Genomic DNA, 19,067 nt, shown 5'->3' with positions numbered 1-19,067 from the left:
GGCAACACTAATAGACCACTAACAATTCAAGGAAAGGCCAAAGCCCTAAGAACACTGACAATGCCGCCGCCAAAGGCAAAAAAAACCATGGTCCAACACCTTTAGCGATAATAGAACCCCACCCGCCGAAGGCAAAAACCCGCTGCGATGATCATCCGCCCCCACCTCCATTGGTTCCGCATGCTGCTTGCCTGGAGAGGCTCCGTCCTCCCGCAACTGCTGCCGAGGCTATTCCTGATTTTCTGCATCGCGATCGTCGCGGTAGCCGCCCACGACCACCTGCTGCCGGTCTCGCTCAATCTCAATACCACCGCCCCATTTTCCCTGATAGGCATAGCGTTGGCGGTCTTTCTAGGCTTCCGGAACAATGCCAGCTACGACCGCTGGTGGGAAGCCCGCAAGCTCTGGGGCCAGTTGCTGAACGAGTCCCGCTCGCTCACCCGCCAAGCCCTCACGCTGCAAAATAAACAGTTGCCGAAGGACGACATCAAGGAGTTCGTCGCCGCCCTCAGCGCCCTCCCCCATGCCCTGCGTCACCAGCTCCGCAATAGCGACCCGCGTGAAGATCTCGCAGCACGCCTGCCCAAAGCGCTTTTCGACCGCGTCATAGCGTCGCGCTACAAACCGGCAACACTGCTGCTGTTTCTCGGCGAATGGGTGCAGCGCCACGCACAAACAGGCGCGATCGATCCGATGGCGGTGCTCGCTTTCGATCGGAACCTGAATGGCCTGTCGGATGTGATCGGCGGTTGCGAGCGCATCGTGTCGACGCCGCTGGCCTTCGCTTACTCAGTGATGATTCACCGCACGGTGTATTTCTTCTGCGCGTCCTTGCCGTTCGGACTGGTCGACAGCATCGGCATCTTCACGCCGGTCTTCGCAGTGTTCGTCGCGTACACCTTCATGGCGCACGAAGCGATCGCCTCGCAGATCGAAGAGCCCTTCGGTACCGACGACAACGACCTCGCGCTCGAAACAATGTCGCTCGGTATCGAAGACGCCATGCGCGACCTGCTAGGGGAGCCGGCACTTGCGCGGCCCTCGTCGCAAGCCGAAGCCTACCTGGTCACGTAAGCCGCGAACACTCAGTCGTTGCCGACCGTCTCCGACAAGCGCTTGAGCGTCGCCACCCGCGCACCGATGATATCGATACGGCTGCCTTCGTCGATCACCGGCGTGGCGGCGTTGAGATACGCGGTCCAGGCCTTTTGGGCGCGCGCAAGCGTCGGACGCGAGCGCGTCGGCATCTTCGATTGCAAGCGGCGGTAATAGCGGTTCAGATCGAACATCGCGTGTTCGCATTGCGCGTCCGCGGTACAGGCGCGCGGAGGGCGCGGTGGGTCCCCGCCGCCGGCGCTGGTCCTGGCCAAGGCGCTGCGCAGCGCAAGCGCGCGGTCTCGCACCGGCTGTAATTGCATATCGGCTTCGGCCAGCACATACATCGAGCCATGCGTCGTCGCGAACACGGCCGCCAGCAACTGCTTCTCGACATCGCGCGAGGCCAGCCAGCTTGCCTGGCTCTTTTCCCATGGTTTGCGTTGCGCCGGCGGCAACTTCACCTGAAGCTGCTGCCACGCGCCGTCCAACGCGGCCTTCCAGCCGATTCGCGCGGTGTCCATGCACTGCACCTGCCCCGCCGTCGACGACATGTCACTGCGCGCAAGACAGGTGCGCATCGACGCGTCGATCGGGTCGGCAGCGGCGACTTCGGCATGCGCCTGAAGCGGCGCAATGCCGAGTGCGGCCACCGACAGCGCCGACGTCAGGGCCAGCGCGCCAAACGCGCGCCGCCTGCCATCAGCGCCCAGCAGGGACTTCACCACCCACATCGTCAGGCGCGCACGCAATCGACGAAGTATTCGATGCGCCCGTTGATGGTTTCGCCGACAAGCCCGTGGATATCCGTGTGGAAACCCGGGAAGCGCTCGTTGAACTCGCGCGCGAAACGCAGATAGTTGACGATGGTCTTGTTGAAGCGCTCGCCCGGAATCAGCAGCGGAATACCCGGCGGATACGGCGTCAACAGGATCGACGTGACACGGCCTTCCAGTTCGTCGATCGGTACCCGGTCGATCTCGCGGTGCGCGAGCTTGGCAAACGCATCCGACGGCTTCATTGCCGGTTCCATGCTCGACAGGTACATCTCGGTCGTCAGGCGCGCAATGTCGTTCGCGCGATACACGCTGTGGATCTGCTCGCACAGATCGCGCAGACCGACACGCTCGTACATCGGATGATGCGAGACGAATTCGGGCAGCACGCGCCACAGCGGCTGGTTGTTGTCGTAGTCGTCCTTGAACTGCTGCAACTCAGTCACCATCGAGTTCCAGCGGCCCTTGGTGATGCCGATCGTGAACATGATGAAGAACGAATACAAGCCGGTCTTTTCGACGATGATGCCGTGCTCGGCCAGATACTTCGTGACGATCGCAGCCGGAATGCCGGACTCGCCGAAGCCGCCGTCCATATCCAGACCTGGCGTGACGATGGTCGCCTTGATCGGGTCCAGCATGTTGAAACCTTCGGCGAGCGGGCCGAAACCGTGCCATGCGTCGTTCGGGCGCAGCATCCAGTCTTCGCGCGAGCCGATGCCTTCTTCCGCGAACGTCTCCGGGCCCCACACCTTGAAGAACCAGTCGTCGCCGTATTCGGCGTCGACCTTGCTCATCGCGCGGCGGAAATCCAAAGCTTCGGCAATCGACTCTTCAACCAGAGCCGTGCCGCCCGGCGCTTCCATCATGGCCGCCGCCACGTCGCACGAGGCGATGATCGCGTACTGCGGGCTGGTCGACGTGTGCATCAGATACGCTTCGTTGAAGCGATGCTTGTCGAAGCGGCTGTTCTTCGAATCCTGCACGACGATCTGCGAAGCCTGCGAAATACCGGCCAGCAGCTTGTGCGTGGAGTGCGTGGCGAACACCAGTGCGCCGATGCGCGGACGGCCGGCGCCGATCGCGTGCATGTCCTGATAGAACTCGTGGAACTCGGCATGCGGCAGCCAGGCTTCGTCGAAGTGCAGCGTATCGAGCCAGTCGCCGAGCATTTCCTTGATCATCTCGACGTTGTAGATCACGCCGTCATAGGTGCTCTGCGTGATGGTCAGGATGCGCGGCTTCAGGTCCGGATTCTTGGCCAAGGCTTCGCGGGCGAACGGATTCGCCAGGATCTTCTTGCGAATGTTTTCCGGCTCGAATTCGCTGCGCGGAATCGGGCCGATGATGCCGAAGTTATTGCGCGTCGGCGTGAGGAACACCGGAATCGCGCCGGTCATCGTGATCGCGTGCAGGATCGACTTGTGGCAATTGCGGTCCACCAGCACGATATCGCCCGGCGCAACCGTGCCGTGCCAGACGATCTTGTTCGAGGTCGAGGTGCCGTTGGTCACGAAGAACACGTGGTCTGCGCTGAAGATGCGCGCCGCATTGCGCTCGGAGGCGGCAATCGGACCGGTGTGATCGAGCAACTGACCGAGTTCGTCGACGGCATTACACACGTCGGCGCGCAGCATGTTTTCGCCGAAGAACTGGTGGAACATCTGGCCGAGCGGGCTCTTCAGAAACGCGACGCCGCCCGAGTGCCCCGGGCAATGCCATGAATACGAGCCTTCGTCCGCGTACTGCACCAGTTCCTTGAAGAACGGCGGCGCGAGCGAATCCAGGTACACCTTGGTCTCGCGGATGATGTGGCGCGCGACGAACTCCGGCGTGTCCTCGAACATGTGGATGAAGCCGTGCAGTTCGCGCAGGATGTCGTTCGGCAAGTGGCGCGAGGTGCGCGTTTCGCCGTACAGGAAGATCGGAATATCGGCGTTGCGGCGGCGTACTTCGGTCACGAACGCGCGCAGCGCGATGATCGCGGCCGCCAGTTCCGGCGTCTCGCCTTCCACCACCACGTTGTCGACGTACGGCAGCAACTCGTCGTCGTCGATCGAGAGGATGAAGCACGATGCGCGGCTCGACTGCTGCGCGAACGAAGTCAGGTCGCCGTAGCTCGTCAGCCCGAGCACTTCCGCGCCTTCTTTCTCGATAGCTTCGGCCAAAGCCCGGATGCCGGAACCCGAGATGTTCTCGGAGCGAAAATCTTCGTCGATGATGACGACGGGAAAACGAAACTTCATGGGCGATTCTCCAAAAAGAACGACCGCTGCATTTGACTAAGCAGCGGTCACCCGAATAGCTGGTGGGTCAGTACGCTGCCGACGTCACGTCTTGGGCAACGTGACGCCGTGCTGACCTTGATATTTGCCGCCGCGATCCGCGTACGACGTCTCACAAATTTCGTCGCTTTCGAAAAACAGCACCTGGGCGACGCCTTCGTTCGCGTAAATTTTCGCAGGCAAAGGTGTCGTATTCGAGAATTCGAGCGTGACGTGTCCTTCCCATTCCGGCTCGAACGGCGTCACGTTCACGATGATCCCGCAACGCGCATACGTGGATTTGCCCAGACACACGGTCAGGACGCTGCGCGGAATGCGGAAATATTCGACGGTGCGAGCCAGCGCGAACGAATTCGGCGGGATGATGCAGACATCGCCCTTGAAGTCGACAAACGACTTCTCGTCAAAGTTCTTCGGATCGACGATGGTCGAGTTGATATTGGTAAAGATCTTGAATTCGTCGGCGCAGCGGATGTCGTAGCCGTAGCTCGAGGTGCCGTAGCTGACAATCTTCCGGCCGTCTTCGGAGACGCGGACCTGATCCGGCGCAAACGGCTCGATCATGTTGTGCGACGCGGCCATGCGCCGGATCCACTTGTCGGATTTGATAGTCATAGGTGAACGCTGCTCGACTTGAGTGACAGATGTGTGACGGGTAACGATCCGGGGTGAGTTCCGGGCTGGGCGCCCCGGGCTAGATGCCCCCGGCTGGGCGCTCCCGGCTACGCGCCCCCAACGAAAGGCGCTTATTTTACGCGATCAGGAGAATGCTGCTGCAGGGAGGGCCTGAGATCAATTCGCGCGCCCCCGAAAGGCTTGCCGCGAGGCCATTCAACGGCTAAACGCTTGTGGCGCACGAGGCACGCCGCCTGCGTTGCCCTCACTGGCGAATCAACCCGCATGCGAGCGCGGGGCCCGCGCCATGCTGCGGATACGCGTAAGGGTCGGTCGCGTCGTGATGCAACAGGACCGCGCGTTGCAACACCGAGCGGATACCGTCAAGCGACACGTCCGGCGCAACGATGAAGCCGGTGGCCACGCCGTTCGCGTCCGCGTGGATGTTGCCGAGATCGCCTTCGACCCGGGCACCGGCTTTCAGACGCTCGGCTGCCGGCGAGAACACCTGGCCGGCGCTGGAGCCGTCAGCGGCATTGCAGTCGCCGCGCTCATGCACTTGCAACGCGTGATCGCTATCGGGCGGCAAGCCCGTGAGATTGTAGGTGACCTGCACACCGTCCGAACGCTCGATGAACGTGACGAGACCGCGTGCCTGATTGCCCACGGTGGGCAGCAACTGCGCGTCGGCACGCTTTTCCTGTGGTCTCAGGAACGTGCTACAGCCGCATAACAGCACACTGCTGGCAGCCAGGACGATGAACGCATGCACCGCCTGCCCGTCGATTCGTTTTCCCATGCGATCCTCTTGCCGGCCTGGTGGCCGCCCCTGCGGCCGCCGAGCCGAACTTGTGAAGTCGACATGATACCGCGAGACCAGACGCAAATTGGCGACTTGGCCCCGCTTTAACCCCTTGTCCGAACGGCTAGTCAGGTGTTCTGGACAACGATGCTGGGAAACTTCGAGGTCATGTCGCGCGCCCGCTCGGCGATATGGATCGCAACCTTGCGCGCGATCGACCGGTAGATCTCCGCAATACGCCCTTGCGGGTCGGCCACGACGGTGGGTCTGCCGGAGTCGGCCTGCTCACGGATGGCGATGTCGAGCGGCAGGCTGCCGAGCACGTCGACGCCGTATTCCTTGCCCATCCGCTCGCCGCCGCCCGCTCCGAAGATATGCTCTTCGTGGCCGCAATTCGAGCAGATATGCATACCCATATTCTCGACGATGCCGAGAATCGGAATGCCGACCTTCTCGAACATCTTGAGACCCTTCTTCGCGTCGAGCAGCGCGATGTCCTGCGGCGTCGTGACGATCACGGCGCCCGTCACCGGCACGCGCTGCGACAAGGTCAGCTGAATGTCGCCGGTGCCCGGCGGCATGTCGACGATCAGGTAATCGAGATCTTGCCAGTTGGTCTGCCGCAGCAGTTGTTCGAGCGCTGAAGTGGCCATCGGGCCGCGCCACACCATCGGATTGTCCTGCTCAATCAGAAAGCCGATCGAGTTGGCCTGCAAGCCATGGCCGGTCATCGGATTCATCGACTTTTCGTCGGGCGATTCCGGGCGGCCGACAATCCCGAGCATCATCGGCAGCGACGGTCCGTAGATGTCCGCATCGAGGATGCCGACTGACGCGCCTTCGCTCGCCAGTGCCAGTGCGAGGTTCACGGCGGTGGTGCTCTTGCCGACCCCGCCCTTGCCCGACGCCACCGCGACGATGTTTTTAACGTTCGGCAAGAGTTTGACGCCGCGCTGCACGGTATGCGCGGCGATTTGCTGGGACACCTCGACGCGTGCGCTTGCCACGCCGGGAACGGCTCGCAGTGCCTCGGCGAATTGCGTGCGGATCGCTTCAAATTGCCGTTTGGCCGGATAGCCGAGTACCACCTCGAGGCTGACCGTGTCACCCTCCACGGCCACGTTCTTAACGTTTTTGGCAGCCGCGTAGGGCTTGCCCGTGTTGGGGTCAGTGACGGCCGCGAGGGCAGCGTCGACCAAAGCCCGATCGATACTCATTGACACTCCGTGGGGAACACTTGCGGCGCGGTGGAACCCAAGTCTTCGCCACGCGCCAGAATTTGAAAAAAATTGTTAGACAGCATTGCTAAAACCAGGCACGCCGTGCACCCTTCGGGCAGGCGGAACGCCATGGGGTCGCATCGCTGCGTACTTCATTCATCATTGTAGTGGCTGACGCCAAGCCTTGCCGGAAGACCCTTCTCCACTGTCGGACCGGGAACAGGGAAGACGCAGGATTCTCATATTGTCGAGTAACGCGCTTTACGGCCGTCACGTTCGACGGATAGATTGATCGCTTCCACCCGCTTTACTCGCTTCACTCAAGAGGAATCAAAAAATGAATGCAAAAATCATGACTCGCCTGGCTGTTTTCGCCGTTGCAGGTTCGTTGCTGGCAGGCTGTGCAAGCCAACAAGGTACGGACACCGCCGTCGGCACGGGCGTGGGCGCCGCCACCGGCGCGGCGATCGGCGCGATCTTCGGCGGTGGCAAGGGCGCGGCGATCGGCGCGGGCGCCGGCGCAGCGGTGGGCGGTATCACCGGCTACAACTGGCAAGCCATTCACAACAAGCTGTCGGGCGCCACCAAGGGCACCGGCACGCAGATCACCGAGCAGCCGGACGGCTCGCTCAAGCTGAACATCCCGAGCTCGGTCACGTTCGATACCAACAGCTACGCGGTCAAGCCGTCGTTCGCGCCGGTGCTGGATCAGTTGACGCAGACCATGCAGCAGAATCCGGAACTGATCGCCCAGGTAATCGGCTACACGGATAGCACGGGTCAGCCGGCTTACAACCAGACGCTGTCGGTCAACCGCGCTGAAAGCGTGACGGGTTATCTGGGGCAACGCGGCGTCGCGCCGCAACGCCTGTCGGCAAGCGGCATGGGCCAGAACCAGCCGGTCGCTGACAACAACACCGAAGCCGGCCGTGCCGCAAACCGTCGCGTGGAAATCTATCTGCGCGCTACGGCTCAGCACGCCACGCAATAACGGCACAGCCTGAAGAGGGAGAAGCAATCGGGCGCCGGGTGGTTCTTGCCACTGGCTCTTGCCACCTTAGCCAGCGGCGTCCGGCAAGCCGTAAAAAGCGGGGGAAACAAAATCTCGCGCGAGAACGAAAAAAATTTCGAACTCTGCCGAAAATCCGCGGTCTGTCTTTACGGTACGTGGCTGGCGAAGCCGCCGCGTCACCATTCTCCTCTTGTCGTTGTTGCTCCGGGGTTAATAGCCCCGGTTTTTTTTGGGCGCTCGGTTTTCGCTCCGCAGGAAATCTCCCTGGGGGACACACCGTCCTGCCCTGGCCGCGACCCAGGCGGCCCAGCCCGCGCCGGGCGTCCGCCCTGCTAGAATCAACGTTTCGTCCCACCGCAGGCTCCCACCATCCTTATGTCAGCACCCGCAACCGATCTCTCCGCAGGCGCGCCGTCAGGCCGTCGCCAGGTTCTCGTCACGTCGGCCCTTCCGTATGCGAACGGGCAAATCCATATTGGCCATCTGGTTGAATATATCCAGACGGACATCTGGGTCCGGACGTTGCGAATGCACGGGCACGAGGTCTACTACGTGGGCGCCGACGACACACACGGCACACCGGTCATGCTGCGCGCGGAAAAGGAAGGTCTGACGCCGAAGCAACTGATCGACCGCGTCTGGCAGGAACACAAGCGCGATTTCGACAGCTTCGGGATTTCGTTCGACAATTACTACACGACCGATTCCGAAGAGAATCGCGTGCTGAGCGAATCGGTCTATCTGGCGCTCAAGGAAGCCGGCCTGATCGAAGCGCGTGACATCGAACAGGCATACGACCCCGTCAAGGAAATGTTCCTGCCGGACCGCTTCATCAAGGGCGAATGCCCGAAGTGCGGCGCGAAAGATCAATACGGCGACAGCTGCGAAGTGTGCGGTTCGACCTATCTGCCGACCGATCTGATCAATCCGTATTCGGTCGTCTCGGGCGCCACGCCGATTCGTAAGACCTCGACGCACTACTTCTTCCGCCTGTCCGATCCGCGCTGCGAGAATTTCCTGCGCGCGTGGGTGGGCGGTCTGGCACAGCCGGAAGCCACCAACAAGATGCGCGAATGGCTCGGCGACGCCGGCGAAGCCAAGCTCGCCGACTGGGATATTTCGCGCGACGCACCGTATTTCGGCTTCGAAATTCCGGGCGCACCGGGCAAATATTTCTACGTCTGGCTGGATGCGCCGGTCGGCTATTACGCGAGCTTCAAGAACCTCGCTGAAAAACGCGGCCTCGACTTCGACGCGTGGATTCGCAAGGGCTCGACCGCCGAGCAGTACCACTTCATCGGTAAAGACATTCTGTATTTCCACACGCTCTTCTGGCCGGCCATGCTCGAATTTTCGGGCCACCGCACGCCGACCAACGTGTTCGCACACGGCTTCCTGACCGTGGACGGCGCAAAGATGTCGAAGTCGCGCGGCACGTTCATCACCGCGCAAAGCGTGATCGACACGGGCCTGAATCCGGAGTGGCTGCGCTATTACTTCGCCGCCAAGCTGAACAGCACGATGGAAGACCTCGACCTGAACCTCGACGACTTCCAGGCGCGCGTGAACAGCGATCTGGTCGGCAAGTACGTGAACATCGCGAGCCGCGCCGCCGGTTTCCTGATCAAGCGTTTCGACGGCCGCGTGCAAGACAGCGCCATGCAGCACCCGTTGCTCGCCACGCTGCGCACCGCCGTGCCGCAAATCGCCGCGAACTATGAGGCGCGCGAGTACAACCGCGCGCTGCGTCAGACCATGGAACTGGCCGACGCGGTCAATGCGTACGTCGACACCGCCAAGCCGTGGGATCAGGCAAAAGACCCGGCGAATGCAGTCGCGTTGCACGAAACCTGCAGCGTGAGCATCGAGGCATTCCGTCTGCTGTCGCTGGCCCTCAAGCCGGTGCTGCCGAAGCTGGCGGAAGCGGTCGAAGCTTTCCTCGCCATCGAACCGCTGGTGTGGGCCGACGCGAACGTGCCGCTCTCCTCCACGCGCCCGATCAACGCGTACAAGCATCTGATGACGCGCGTCGATCCGAAGCAGATCGAGGCGCTCATCGCAGCGAATCGCGATTCGCTGCAAGCCACGCCGGAAGCCGCGGCGCCGGCGGATGCCAAGGCCAAGTCGAAGGCAGTGAAAGCAGCCGCCGCAGAGAAGGATGAAACGCCTGACATCATCTCGATCGACGACTTCGCCAAGATCGATCTGCGCATCGCGAAGATCGTCGACTGCAAGGCGGTGGAAGGCTCGGACAAGCTGCTGCAACTCACGCTCGACGTCGGTGAAGAGAAGACGCGCAACGTGTTCTCGGGCATCAAGTCGGCCTATCAACCGGAGCAACTTGTCGGCAAGCTAACGGTGATGGTCGCGAACCTCGCGCCACGCAAGATGAAGTTCGGCCTGTCCGAAGGGATGGTGCTGGCGGCTTCGGCCACCGACGAGAAAGCCGAGCCGGGCCTCTACGTCCTCGAGCCGGACAGCGGTGCGAAGCCGGGCATGCGCGTGAAGTAAAACTCGCGGCGTCAAACGCTGCAGGCATCAGCAAAAACGGCACGCTTTAAAAGGCGTGCCGTTTTCTTTTGTGTCGTGGCCCTGCTCAAAACACGGTCACCGCCGTCGCCCTCATCACCACCGGACCCGATCGAAGCGCCGCGTGTACAGCAGTTCTATGCCGTCGAACGTGCCGCCATATGCCGCGACCGACCAATAGCGTGTGAGGTTCACCGTCGCCTTGATCGCATTGCTCGCCGACTGCAGACCCTGCTCGTAGCCCACCACGAGCCACTCGTTGATCGCCTTCGACACCATCACCACTTGCGGATCGGTCAGCCCGACTTCGCTTCGCCCGATCGAGAACTCGTCGAGCCCGAAGGTCTGCGCGATCCGTTTGCCGCTCGCGCTGCCGAGCAAGGCGAGCGCGGTCGTCATGGTGCTTTGCTGACCGAGGTTGTTGCCCTGATCCGTGCCGTGTCCGAACAGCAGCCACGAGAGCTTTTCGTTATCCGCCACGTTCGGCTCGGACACCAGCTTCGCGACCGGGAACTGGACGGTGCCCGTGACCTGCACGCCCGCCTCGACCTGCTGATTGCGGCGCATGGCCAGGATATTGATGCCCGGATTGGCCACCGGACCGTTGAACGTAAAGAAGCCATTCTCGATGTTGAGCTTGCGGCCGAACGCGGTATAGGTCGAGCCCTGCGTCACGCGGACATTACCGACCGCGCGCAACGGCAGGTTCGGCGCGCTCATCGCGGTGATCGTGCCAGTCAGGCCGAGGTCCGCGCCCATACCGCGGAAACGGAAGCTGTTGCCGAGACTGATGTCGATATTGGCGCGTGGCGCAAACGGGCCGATCGGCTTGTTGGTGCCCGCCACTTGCGGCGGTGGCCGCTCGCCCGCCACCGTGCCGTCCGGACGCACCACCACCACGTCGTCGCCAAGCTTCGGTGCGGACTGCTCCGGCATATCGAACAGCGCGTGATCGACCACGAATTTGCCGTTGATCGCCATGCCGCCCTCTGCCCCGGCGTTCGCCACGCTTGCGCTGCCCGACAGCGACAGATTGCGGTCCGGCGCCGCAAACAATTCCAGCTTGTCCGCGACGATGCTCGCGGTCAAATCCGGCTGCGCGCCATCCAGGCGCACACGGCCGGTGGCGCGCAGCGTGCCGCTCGCACCGTGAAACTCGACCTGCTGGAAGTCCACCAGATTTTGCGAGAGCGCGATGCGCACCACGCCGTCCTTCAACTGCACGCCCTGGTCGACCATCGTCGCCGACAAGCCATCGCCGAGCAGCGACCCCGTCAGGTTCGGCTTGGCGACCGTGCCGCCGAGCGCGAGTTTCAGCGCGAGGTGGCCGTCGAGCAGATAGCTCGGGCCGAACAGGCCGCCGGTCGTTTTCAACGACGGCACGTTCGCATTCACATTCCCGCTGACCGCGCCCTCTTCGTTGACAGTCAGGAAGCCGTCGCGCATTACGAGTGTGGTGTGCGCGTCGGCGTCGACCACACCGATCCGGCTGGCCTGCGCGTGCACGGTCGCATTCAGCCGGTTGCCGCCGCTGAATTCGGCGCGCGCGCTCATATCCGTGATGCCCAGCGAGGCCAGACCACGGCCGATCTCGACCGTGACGTCGCCGCTGCGACGCTTCAACTGGACGTGGCCGCTCGCGGTGCTGCCGAGCGCGAAGTCCCAGTCGCCGTCGAACATCAGATCGGTTTTGACGGCTGGCGGTTCGCCGGTGATTTGCCGCCGCAGATCCTGCAGGCGCACGAGCGAAATGTCGGTCAAGGTGCCCGCGGACTGGATCTTGCCGTGGTCGAACGCGAACGATTTCAGGCTCAGCACCGCGCCTTCGAGCGTGAGGCGGGTCGCACCAAGCGTCAGGTGGTTCGGTCCGGCACTCACGGCGAGCGGCGACTCGAGATTCAGCGCCGGTGTGCCGCGATTCTGCAGGCGGGTCACGGTGCCATCCCAGCGCGTGCCGTCGCGTGCTTCGGTCAATTTGCCGTTGGCAGCGAGTGTCAGATCGAGCGGACGGTCCTGCAATTTGCCGGTGGCCGCCGCCTCCAGCGTATGGTTGGCGCGCGTGCCCGACAGGCGCGCCGTAAGCGTGGTGAGATCGACGCCGCCGGCGCTGACATTGCGCGCGTCGGTCGTGAAAACGAGCGCGCCGTTCGCGCCGTCGCGCAATTCGGCATGGCCTTCCGCATGGCCGATGCGGTTACTGCTGAACACCACACTGTCTGCCTTGTAGTTCAGCACGACATTCGGATGCGCGAACGAGCCGGTGACGTCGCCATCCGCGGCGATAAGACCGGCGAGGCCGAAACCGAGGCGTTCAAGTTCCGGCGCATCGACACGGAAACGCAGCCTGTCGCCGCGCGCACCGAAGCTGCCCTGTAAGTCCACCTGATTGCCCGCCACCGAGAGATTCGCGCGGCTCGGCAGAATCCGCGAGCCGGACAACTGGACCACGCCGCCGCCCGTCAACGGCAGGCCGTCATAGACGCTCGGGCCGAGTTTGAATTCGGCCTTGGTGCTGAAGACCGGACCGAGCATGCCGGCTGCCGTGAGCGTGCCGTTCACGCGTGCCTCGATCTTGCGTGCGGGCGGCGCTTTGGACGGCCTGGGCGGCACTTTGCGCTGAACGACTTCAGCCTTCACCACCGCCTTGGCCGTGTTCTTGACCACCGCTGCGGCCTTATCGCCGGGCGCCGCGCTTTTCGCGCCGGCGGTGCTGCCCGCGAGTGCTGCCGCTTCGTTCGCCTGGGCCGCCTCCGGTTTCGTGGCCTGCGGCGCTTTCGTCGCCTTCGCGGTCCCCGCCGTGGGGGTCGCCGGCGTGCGCGACGGCATCTGCGAAGTCAGCGTCAACGGATCGAAATCAGTCAGTTGCGCTTTCAGGTTGTAGGTGGAATTCGCGTCGTGCTTGAGCGCGCCGGACAGATCGATGCGGCCCTTGCCCGACGTGACACGCACGTCGTTGAAGCTCATGCGTGCGGGATCGAAGGTCACCTTGCCTTGCGCGCGCAACCCCGCTTTCGGGTCGGCGAGATCGAGGGTCAGGCTTTGCACGTCGTCGTTCAGACGGATGCCGATCGGACCGGAAAGCTGGGTAGGCCGCACGGTCGCTTCGAGCGCGTTCAGGTCGAGTCCGGCGACCTGCAGATCGAACTGGCCGCGCTTGCCGGTCAGCGCGCCGCCGCCGGTGAGCGTGGCGCTCTTCTCGAGCCGCACCTTCAGGTTCGAAATACGCTGCGCCTGCGCGTCGAGCCGCACGTCGGCGTTGGCATCGATCACAGGTAGCAGGTTCTGGTCGATCGCACCGGGTTTGGCGTTGACGATCGAGACATGGCCGGCGACGGCGAACCCCGCTGCGGCTTTTGCTGCCACCCCCGCAGCAGCCTGCCCCACCGGCTGCAGTTCAGCCCGCACCGCCAGATCCGCCAGCGGTGCGCCTGGCGCAAACGCCTGCGGGTTGACGTGATCAAAAGTCAACGTGGCACGTTGCAACGGCACGTCGCCGAACGGCGTGGCCTCGACTCGCGCATGGCCGGCGAGCTTCATGCCGCTAGCATCGAGTTCGGCGATGAGATTCTCCAGCGAACCGCTCAGATGGCCACCCACCTGCACCGCCTCGTTGTTGACCTTGCCCGAATAGCCAAGATCACCGGTCAGCGGAAACGGCCGCACCCCATCGAGCTTCGCCGTCGCCGTCACGGCGCCGAACGGCGTGTCGAGCCGCTCGATCGCGGCCTCGTGGTGTCGGCCATCGCTGCGGCCATGGAACATGAAACGGGACAGCTCGGTCGTCGACCCGCCCTCACGCAACAGCAGTTTGTCGACCTGCACGTCGCGCACCTCGAGCTGCATCGGCAAGCGCAAGTCTTGCGGCAGTTTCAGCGGCCCGCTGCTGCTCGACGACGACGAGCCGACCCGGGCGTCGATCGTACCGACATGCAGATAGTCGATCGCGAAGCGCCAAGGCTTGTGTGTCAGTTCCCAGCGGCCGGCCACGCGGTCGATCTGGATATCGGTGCCGCTGCCGTCGAGGCTGCGCCAGCGCACCTGGCGGAGTTGCACGCCGTGGGCGATAGCGCCGCTCTCGAGCGTGCCGGTCAGCTTGCCACCCAGCAGTTTGACGGCCGCCTGCCACGCGTAAGCCGTCCCACGCTCAGTCGTCAGCGCGCCATACACCAGGCCGATCACCACGGCGACCAGCAGCACCAGCACGGCGACCATCCACGCAAGCGTTTTCAGCAACAACCGCCCGCGACGGCGCTTGGGCTGCGGCGCATCGGGCGGAGGCTGCTGTCCGGGCTCTCCTGGCGGGAGAGCGCCGGGCGGCTGCGCGGGGGGTTGGGCGGAAACGTCCGTGGTCATGCGTGGATCATGTAAAAGGAGGTTTCCATCAGAAGGCGATGCCGAGGGTCAGGTACGGCCGCACGCTCCGGTTGCGGATCCCGTAGGCGACATCGACATTGACCGGACCGACCGGGCTGCGCCAGCGCGCGCCGACGCCGGCGCCGGGATAAAAGACTTTCTCGCCCCAAGTGTCGGTAGCGGTGCCGACGTCGAAGAACGCGGCTGCGCCCCAGTCGTGATTGAACCAATGCTGGTACTCCGCCGACGCGGTCACGAGATACTTGGTGGGCAGCACCGAGCCGTCGACGTTATTACCAATGCTCTGATAGCTGTAGCCACGGATCGAATTCGAGCCACCCGCGCGGAACAGCAGCGAAGCCGGAATCCCGCTCGAACTGCCGCTTGTGAACACGCCGCCGAGTTCGGCACGGAACAGCACGAGGTCTTCCTTGCCGATCGGCAGGTACTGCTGGCCGCGGGCGTAGCCGCGGGCGAACGTCTGATCGGTCAGCACGCCTTTGACCGCAAAGCCCGCTTCGACGTGAATCAGGTTGCCCGAACGCGGGAACAACGGATCGTCGGTATTGCGGCGGGTCCACGACCATGACGGCACCAGCGCGCGACTGGTAGTCGGCGCGGCCGAATTCTGATCGAGCCGATCCTGGTAAAAGAGGATCGCGTAGTTGTAGTCGATGAACTGCGACGTACGGGCCCGCTGCACGCCGCCGCGGATACTGTAAATGCGCGTGTCGGAAACGTCGGTCGTGGTGTAGGAAGCGAGCACGCTATTGGTCCACGCGCGCGGCCCCGGCGGCATGGCGAGCTGGATTTGCCCGTACTGCTGGATCTGGTCGATGCGGCCGTCGACCGTGAACGGCCACGCTTTGCCGAATGTGTCGAGATACGAATACGAACCCTGGATCAGCGGGCCGTTGTCGGTCGAATAACCCACCCCGCCGCGGATACTGTTGTACGGATATTCCGACACCTTCACATGCATCGGCGTCTCGACCGGTTTGGCGGGATCGCTGTCCACGTCGATCGCCACGCTCGCGTAGTACGGGGTGTTCTGCAACTGCCGCTGCAATTCGGTAATGCGCTGCACGTCGTAAATATCGCCGGCTGAAATCGGATTCACGTTGTCGACGATCTGTTCCGGATAGCGCCGCGTGCCGGACACGTCGAGCTTGCCCATCGTGAAGGTCGGGCCGCTGTCATAGGTAACCGACAATTTCGCTTCGTGCGTACGCGGGTCGATCCGCGCCTCGGAGTGGTAGATCTTCGCGCCCAGGTAACGGCGCGACTGCAACGCCTTGAGCGACGCGTTTTTCGCGTCGTCCCAGTCGCCTTGCGAAAACGGGTCGCCCTCGTGTAGTGAAAACGCGAAGCGCGCGGCATTTTCCTGCGCCGGGTCTTCGGTCAGCACCGGGCCGCGAAACGACAGCGAAATCGACGTGACGAGGGTTTGCGGGCCGGGATCGACGCTCACGGTCACACGCTTCTGGTCGTCGACGGTTCGCACGTCGGTGCGCACGACCGGCGAGAAATAGCCCTGCGTGGCGGCCAGATCGCGCACCTGTTGCGGGGTGGCCGTAATCAGAAACTCAAACTGGTCGTCGCTGATGTCGGGACGCTTGGCGAAGCGCGCCACGTCCAGATGCGCTTCGAGCAGCTTGCGCAGCGAGCGCGGCGTGGCTTCGATATCGACCTTGTAGCTGGCGGGCGCGCGCCGCGCCGCGTGCGCGTCGACCGAGGCAAGCATGAGCATGACGATGCCGAACGCCAGCCACGCGTGCAGCCAGCGCCGAATGGGCGTCAGAGGCCCTCGCTCGTCACCGGTTTTGCCGCGCCGCCTATGCGGCTTTTCGATCGCACACCCCGCCAAACAGGACCTCCGGCCGTGGTTGATGAATTCTGTCGCTCGGGCTCGCCGCGGCGGCCGAAGCTCGCTATTTGACCACATCGGTGAAGCCGCGCCATCTCTTAAAGGAGCGTTTGCAGCGTGAAGCGTGGCGAGCCTTTCGGCCGGTACGCCGCGTCCCATGCGGCACCGGTAATGATGTCCGCCCGGACGCACAGCGCGAATTCACACCGCCCCGCCAGCCACGCGCCCGCCTTCGACGCATCGCAGCAGCGCGGGTTCCAGGCGTTTTTGCAGGCGGGCCGCTCGCGCCGGCCATCGTTTTTCGACCACGCGCGGCGCATGCGGTAAAATTATGGAATAGGAGCGATGCCGCGCGGGTCCGCGCTTGTTCCCGTTTGTTCCCGCGAAGCAGCCGCCACTCCCCAAACCACGGACGTCTAGCCATGTATCAATCGGACATCACGCAGTTCCTGAACCAGCTCAAGCAACAAAAACCGAATCTGGAAGCTGAGCAGCGCCGTGGCCGGTCGCTGCTGTGGGACAAACAGCCGATCGACCTCGAAGAACGCGCCGAGCAGACAGCCTCGCGCGTGGAGCAGACGCCTTACTCGTACTATCAAAACTTCTAAGCGCGTGAGTCACGCCGACGAGGCAAAGGGCGCCGCACAGGCGCCCGACGCCGCGCTTGCCGCGCCCGCCACCGATTCGACGCCGGACACTGTAGACGGCATCGCTTTCGCACGCCTGTACGGCGAGCCGCTCTTCAAGCTGCCGACGGATCTGTACATTCCGCCGGACGCGCTCGAAGTGTTCCTCGAAACGTTCGAAGGCCCGCTGGATCTGTTGCTCTACCTGATCCGCAAGCAGAACTTCAACGTGCTCGACATCCCGATGGCGGATGTCACGGTCCAATACCTCGGCTACGTCGACCAGTTGCGCCAGACCAATCTCGAACTCGCGTCCGAGTATCTGCTGATGGCCGCGATGCTGATCGAGATCAAGTCGCGCATGCTGTTGCCGGTGAAGAAGGCCGATAGCGGCGACGAAGCCGAAGATCCGCGTGCCGAACTGGTGCGCCGCCTGCTCGAATACGAACAGATGAAGCTTGCCGCCCAGCGCATCGACCATCTGCCGCAGCTTGGCCGCGATTTCCTGCGCGCCGAGGTGTATATCGAGCAAAGCATCACGCCGCGTTTCCCGGATGTGGATAGCGAAGACCTGCGCGCCGCGTGGGCCGACGTGATCAAGCGCGCCAAGCTGGTTCAGCATCACAAGATTTCGCGCGAGGAGTTGTCGGTGCGCGAGCATATGAGCACGATCCTGCGGCGACTGCAGAACGCGCGCTTCATGGAGTTCTCGGACCTGTTTGACACGAGCAAAGGCGTGCCGGTGGTCGTGGTGAACTTCATCGCGATGCTCGAGTTGTGCCGTGAGTCGCTCATCGAAATCACGCAGGCCGAGCCGTTCGCACCGATCTATGTGCGCCTCGCCTATCTGCCGGCCTGATGCTGCAAAACGGGGCCTGCATGCGCCAGCGCTGCCGCAGACGCCTCGTTTCGGTGCGCCCCCGGAACAAATCCACTACAATCCCGCGCTCCGAACCTGTCATTACCAGTGAGGCCGCAGGCCACGCGAAAACCTGAGTTTTTGCGCCAACCGAGTCTCGCGCCGCGCGAGGAAATCCCTGTCCGATCATGAAAGTCATCAGCTCGATCCATGAATTGCGCGACCAGTTGCGCGGCCAGAATCGCACAGCCTTTGTGCCGACCATGGGCAATCTGCACGAGGGCCATCTGTCGCTGATGCGCCTCGCGCGCCAGCACGGCGATCCGGTGGTGGCGAGCATCTTCGTCAACCGCCTGCAGTTCGGCCCGAACGAAGACTTCGACAAATACCCCCGCACGCTCGAAGCCGACATCGAGAAACTGCAGAAAGAAGGCGTCTACGTGCTGTTCGCGCCGACGGAACGGGATCTGTACCCGGAGCCGCAGGAGTACCGCGTGCATCCGCCGCACGACTTGGGCGATATTCTCGAAGGCGAATTCCGGCCTGGTTTCTTCCAGGGTGTGTGCACGGTGGTGATGAAGCTGATGTCGTGCGTGCAGCCGCGCGTCGCGGTGTTCGGCAAGAAGGATTACCAGCAGTTGATGATCGTGCGCAGCATGTGCCACCAGTTCGCGCTGCCGACCGACATCATCGCCGCGGAAACCGTGCGTGATACCGACGGCCTCGCGCTCAGCTCGCGCAACCGCTTTCTGCAAACGGCCGAACGCGCCGAGGCGCCGATGCTGGCCGCCGAGCTCAATCGCGTGCGCGATGCGGTGCTCGCCGGCGACCGCGACTTCGCGAAACTCGAACAGGCGGCAATGGCGGCACTGGCCGCGCGCGGCTGGCAGCCTGATTACATCGCGGTGCGCAAGCGCTCGAATCTGCTGCCGCCGGGCGCGCAAGACGCGAATGCGGAGTTGGTCGTGCTGGCTGCCGCCAAGCTCGGCACCACCCGTCTCATCGACAACCTCGAAATCTGAAGCCGT

At 63.3% G+C, this 19,067-nt stretch carries 14 protein-coding genes; 6 read left to right on the top strand and 8 right to left on the bottom strand.

All coding sequences use genetic code 11. The features are described from left to right. Positions 1-147 precede the first annotated feature (147 nt). Positions 148-1,074, top strand: a complete 927-nt coding sequence (locus M0D64_RS27695) for a bestrophin family protein (protein ID WP_266260048.1) — start codon at positions 148-150, stop codon at positions 1,072-1,074. Positions 1,075-1,085: 11 nt separating this feature from the next. Here the strand turns inward: M0D64_RS27695 and M0D64_RS27690 are convergent, their stop codons facing one another. From M0D64_RS27690 to apbC, 5 genes are all read right to left on the bottom strand, one after another. Continuing rightward, complete coding sequence (locus M0D64_RS27690; protein ID WP_266260052.1) at positions 1,086-1,829, bottom strand: lysozyme inhibitor LprI family protein; 744 nt, start codon at positions 1,827-1,829, stop codon at positions 1,086-1,088. A 2-nt stretch (positions 1,830-1,831) separates the two neighbouring features. Further along, positions 1,832-4,117: an arginine/lysine/ornithine decarboxylase gene (locus M0D64_RS27685; protein WP_154562075.1), complete on the bottom strand. Its 2,286-nt coding sequence runs from the start codon at positions 4,115-4,117 to the stop codon at positions 1,832-1,834. A gap of 84 nt (positions 4,118-4,201) precedes the next feature. Further along, positions 4,202-4,771 (bottom strand): dCTP deaminase, encoded by a 570-nt coding sequence (gene dcd, locus M0D64_RS27680; protein WP_012432068.1) that lies wholly within the window; start codon positions 4,769-4,771, stop codon positions 4,202-4,204. Between the two features lie 265 nt (positions 4,772-5,036). Then, a complete protein-coding gene (locus M0D64_RS27675; RefSeq protein ID WP_154562077.1) occupies positions 5,037-5,570 on the bottom strand; it encodes a superoxide dismutase family protein in 534 nt (177 codons plus the stop codon). Positions 5,571-5,701: 131 nt separating this feature from the next. Continuing rightward, a complete protein-coding gene (gene apbC, locus M0D64_RS27670; protein ID WP_171928865.1) occupies positions 5,702-6,790 on the bottom strand; it encodes an iron-sulfur cluster carrier protein ApbC in 1,089 nt (362 codons plus the stop codon). 340 nt (positions 6,791-7,130) lie between these two features. Between apbC and M0D64_RS27665 the strand changes: the two genes are divergently transcribed. Both M0D64_RS27665 and metG read left to right on the top strand, forming a co-directional pair. Beyond that, positions 7,131-7,784 (top strand): OmpA family protein, encoded by a 654-nt coding sequence (locus M0D64_RS27665; protein WP_154562081.1) that lies wholly within the window; start codon positions 7,131-7,133, stop codon positions 7,782-7,784. 396 nt (positions 7,785-8,180) lie between these two features. Then, the gene (metG, locus tag M0D64_RS27660; protein WP_266260047.1) at positions 8,181-10,316 is read left to right on the top strand and encodes a methionine--tRNA ligase; all 2,136 of its coding nucleotides are present in this window, start codon (positions 8,181-8,183) and stop codon (positions 10,314-10,316) included. 114 nt (positions 10,317-10,430) lie between these two features. Here the strand turns inward: metG and M0D64_RS27655 are convergent, their stop codons facing one another. The 3 genes from M0D64_RS27655 to M0D64_RS27645 all read right to left on the bottom strand — a co-directional run bounded on the left by M0D64_RS27655 (position 10,431) and on the right by M0D64_RS27645 (position 16,874). Next, positions 10,431-14,687 (bottom strand): translocation/assembly module TamB domain-containing protein, encoded by a 4,257-nt coding sequence (locus M0D64_RS27655; protein WP_266260045.1) that lies wholly within the window; start codon positions 14,685-14,687, stop codon positions 10,431-10,433. A gap of 28 nt (positions 14,688-14,715) precedes the next feature. Beyond that, a complete protein-coding gene (locus M0D64_RS27650) occupies positions 14,716-16,554 on the bottom strand; it encodes an autotransporter assembly complex family protein (RefSeq protein ID WP_266260043.1) in 1,839 nt (612 codons plus the stop codon). Positions 16,555-16,652: 98 nt separating this feature from the next. After that, the gene (locus tag M0D64_RS27645; protein ID WP_266260042.1) at positions 16,653-16,874 is read right to left on the bottom strand and encodes a hypothetical protein; all 222 of its coding nucleotides are present in this window, start codon (positions 16,872-16,874) and stop codon (positions 16,653-16,655) included. A gap of 102 nt (positions 16,875-16,976) precedes the next feature. Between M0D64_RS27645 and M0D64_RS27640 the strand changes: the two genes are divergently transcribed. From M0D64_RS27640 to panC, 3 genes are all read left to right on the top strand, one after another. Continuing rightward, a complete protein-coding gene (locus M0D64_RS27640) occupies positions 16,977-17,162 on the top strand; it encodes a DUF3460 family protein (protein ID WP_154562089.1) in 186 nt (61 codons plus the stop codon). Positions 17,163-17,166: 4 nt separating this feature from the next. Further along, a complete protein-coding gene (locus M0D64_RS27635; RefSeq protein ID WP_093636239.1) occupies positions 17,167-18,039 on the top strand; it encodes a ScpA family protein in 873 nt (290 codons plus the stop codon). Between the two features lie 188 nt (positions 18,040-18,227). Beyond that, complete coding sequence (panC, locus tag M0D64_RS27630) at positions 18,228-19,061, top strand: pantoate--beta-alanine ligase (protein WP_154562093.1); 834 nt, start codon at positions 18,228-18,230, stop codon at positions 19,059-19,061. The last annotated feature ends 6 nt before the right edge of the window (positions 19,062-19,067 follow it).

It is taken from the genome of Paraburkholderia sp. WS6, from assembly GCF_030464835.1.
In the GTDB taxonomy this organism is placed as follows: domain Bacteria; phylum Pseudomonadota; class Gammaproteobacteria; order Burkholderiales; family Burkholderiaceae; genus Paraburkholderia; species Paraburkholderia madseniana.
The sequence above is the reverse complement of the archived record's forward strand: the minus strand, read 5'-3'. Positions and strand labels throughout refer to the sequence as shown.

Excerpts from the sequence above, each read along its gene's own strand:
- M0D64_RS27695 (WP_266260048.1), top strand. The coding sequence starts at position 148 with ATGATCATCCGCCCCCACCTCCATTGGTTCCGCATGCTGCTTGCCTGG.
- M0D64_RS27690 (WP_266260052.1), bottom strand. The coding sequence starts at position 1,829 with ATGTGGGTGGTGAAGTCCCTGCTGGGCGCTGATGGCAGGCGGCGCGCG.
- M0D64_RS27685 (WP_154562075.1), bottom strand. The coding sequence starts at position 4,117 with ATGAAGTTTCGTTTTCCCGTCGTCATCATCGACGAAGATTTTCGCTCC.
- dcd (WP_012432068.1), bottom strand. The coding sequence starts at position 4,771 with ATGACTATCAAATCCGACAAGTGGATCCGGCGCATGGCCGCGTCGCAC.
- M0D64_RS27675 (WP_154562077.1), bottom strand. The coding sequence starts at position 5,570 with ATGGGAAAACGAATCGACGGGCAGGCGGTGCATGCGTTCATCGTCCTG.
- apbC (WP_171928865.1), bottom strand. The coding sequence starts at position 6,790 with ATGAGTATCGATCGGGCTTTGGTCGACGCTGCCCTCGCGGCCGTCACT.
- M0D64_RS27665 (WP_154562081.1), top strand. The coding sequence starts at position 7,131 with ATGAATGCAAAAATCATGACTCGCCTGGCTGTTTTCGCCGTTGCAGGT.
- metG (WP_266260047.1), top strand. The coding sequence starts at position 8,181 with ATGTCAGCACCCGCAACCGATCTCTCCGCAGGCGCGCCGTCAGGCCGT.
- M0D64_RS27655 (WP_266260045.1), bottom strand. The coding sequence starts at position 14,687 with ATGACCACGGACGTTTCCGCCCAACCCCCCGCGCAGCCGCCCGGCGCT.
- M0D64_RS27645 (WP_266260042.1), bottom strand. The coding sequence starts at position 16,874 with ATGCGCCGCGCGTGGTCGAAAAACGATGGCCGGCGCGAGCGGCCCGCC.
- M0D64_RS27640 (WP_154562089.1), top strand. The coding sequence starts at position 16,977 with ATGTATCAATCGGACATCACGCAGTTCCTGAACCAGCTCAAGCAACAA.
- panC (WP_154562093.1), top strand. The coding sequence starts at position 18,228 with ATGAAAGTCATCAGCTCGATCCATGAATTGCGCGACCAGTTGCGCGGC.